Annotated in this window: 1 protein-coding gene and 1 pseudogene; one reads left to right on the plus strand and one right to left on the minus strand. The window is 39.0% G+C overall.

Annotated elements, in window-relative coordinates; all coding sequences use genetic code 11:
- The coding region (locus HMPREF0666_RS15755) for an RNA-binding domain-containing protein (protein ID WP_009013382.1) at positions 1 to 1,626 on the minus strand (1,626 nt) is incomplete at its 3' end.
- A gap of 69 nt (positions 1,627 to 1,695) precedes the next feature.
- On the opposite strand from HMPREF0666_RS15755, the pseudogene HMPREF0666_RS15760 reads away from it, so the two are divergent.
- Positions 1,696 to 2,076 (plus strand): annotated as a pseudogene (locus HMPREF0666_RS15760) (transposase); the annotation flags it as partial.

Consider the following 2,076-nt stretch of genomic DNA (forward strand, 5'->3'; position numbering starts at 1 on the left):
CCTTGACTTTTCATCAATTACTCCTTGACTTTTACTCCTTGACTTTTCATCAATTACTCCTTGACTTTTACTCCTTGACTTTTCATCAATTACTCCTTGACTTTTACTCCTTGACTTTTCATCAATTACTCCTTGACTTTTACTCCTTGACTTTTCAACTTTTCTAAAGTTCTGATTAACCCCATAAGAAGTCCAACGTCCTCTGCTTTCTGTAACAAGAATGTTCCTTTCAACCAACGAGTATAAGAGTTTTCCTACTTGTAGAGAGTTTTTGTCTAAGAGAGTTTGTATCAAACTATTCTTTACAGTTCCTTCTGTCAAAGCCACTGAGAGAATCAAGACTTCTTCGTTATCAAGCGACTGAAAGACTGTTTCACCAAGAATAGTACGTAGCTGCTGTATACATTCTTCTGATATAACAGATGTCATAGAAATTGTCAACTCTACTGTGTGTAAATCATTAGATTCACAGAGTAATGGCTTTCTCCAGTTTTCTTTCTTACAAGCATCTACAATAGTCGGGAAACCAGAACCAATATTATCACCATAGCCCAGCATACGTAGCATAGATTGGATATGAGGGTTACGTGCTTTAGAATTTCCTCCCTTGTAGATATCTGCAATAGGCAGTTTCAGAGAACCTGGGTTGGAAAAGTAGAACCGATCATCATGCTTCTCAACTCTTAATACTCCTTCTATCATATAATCTGCATGGATTACCAGGTTGGTCAATGCTTCACGAATGGCTTTATGTATCGGCGTATCGTCTTCTCTTTCTGTACCTTTAAGAATAAATGGGCGTCTTATGTCACGCACTAATTTTGCTAACACACGGGTAAAGAAATTATAGAGATTGTTCTCCCAACTACCATCATAGGTCATCCTGTCGCTCCAACGACTATCTGGTTGTAGGTTTGTCATATCCAAATAGTCCAAACGGATATTATCAAAACGCTCTCTTATAGCTAATCCCTTTCCAAACATAAAAAGACCAGCCAAGGTCAGTCCCTCTCGCCCAGTTGCTCTATCCTTGGTATATCCTCCTAAATTTCTAAGAAACTCCTTGTCATCATAATCGTTTAATAAATGTTCTGGGTGGGCAGAACGAAACCTATTGCGAAAAGCACTCAGCGTGGGAATGTCTATATCTTCCATATTATAATGGTCTATCAAGATACCATCGTTCCCTGCATCATTAGAGTCGCGTATCATTGCTTTTACCTCCTCCTCGGTGCAATGATAATCTCCTTCATGATTCCGCTTATAAGTTCCTTTGTTTAGGTTTTCATTTAAATAAATAGGACGTTGTCGATAATCTGCCTGAGGAACATGTATAGACAACAGACATCTCCCTTCATACTCCACAACCTCCACATCTGTGTCAGTCAGAATGTTGGTGCTGACCTTATCACTGTTTAATGTGTCAAAAAGTTCCTTCTTTAGTTTCTCTGGATTCTTGATACCCGTTGTCGTGTAGAGTAGATTTCCTTCTCTTCCTTTTTGTTCTGATATCCCCAAAAGAATATAACCACCAATCGTATTGGCAAAAGCAGAATAAGTCTCCCATACAGACTTTGGGATACTATTCTCTGCCTTTTTCGTCTCAAAATTGATTCGCTCTCCCATTAAGAGACCTCTGCAAAACTCTTAGTTTAGAAATTTGCTTATATCATTATTTTTTCGTACCTTTATAGTATGAAACAGCAACTCTCCTCTCTCAGTTTTGCCGACCTATTAGTCGGTCAGCGTAAGGTCAAGCAGACCTTCTTTTCTCAGATAGACAATATTATCGATTGGAATCCAATCCGTGGTATTATTGAAATTGCCTACACCAAAGGTAACAAGGCAACTGGTCGTCCGAGCTATGATAGTTTTGTGCTTTTTAAAAATCGAACTTCTTCGTACTTGGTATGGTCTTAGTGATGGTGAGGTTGAGGAGCAGGTAAACGATCGTTTGTCTTTCAGCCGCTTTGTAGGACTGGGTTTGGAAGATGTTGCTCCTGATAGTACGACTGTATGTCGTTTCCGTAACATTCTTGTAGTAGGCAGAACCTTTATGATATGGTACTGAATGAG

This window comes from Prevotella sp. C561 (genome assembly GCF_000224595.1).
Taxonomy (GTDB): Bacteria; Bacteroidota; Bacteroidia; order Bacteroidales; family Bacteroidaceae; genus Prevotella; species Prevotella jejuni.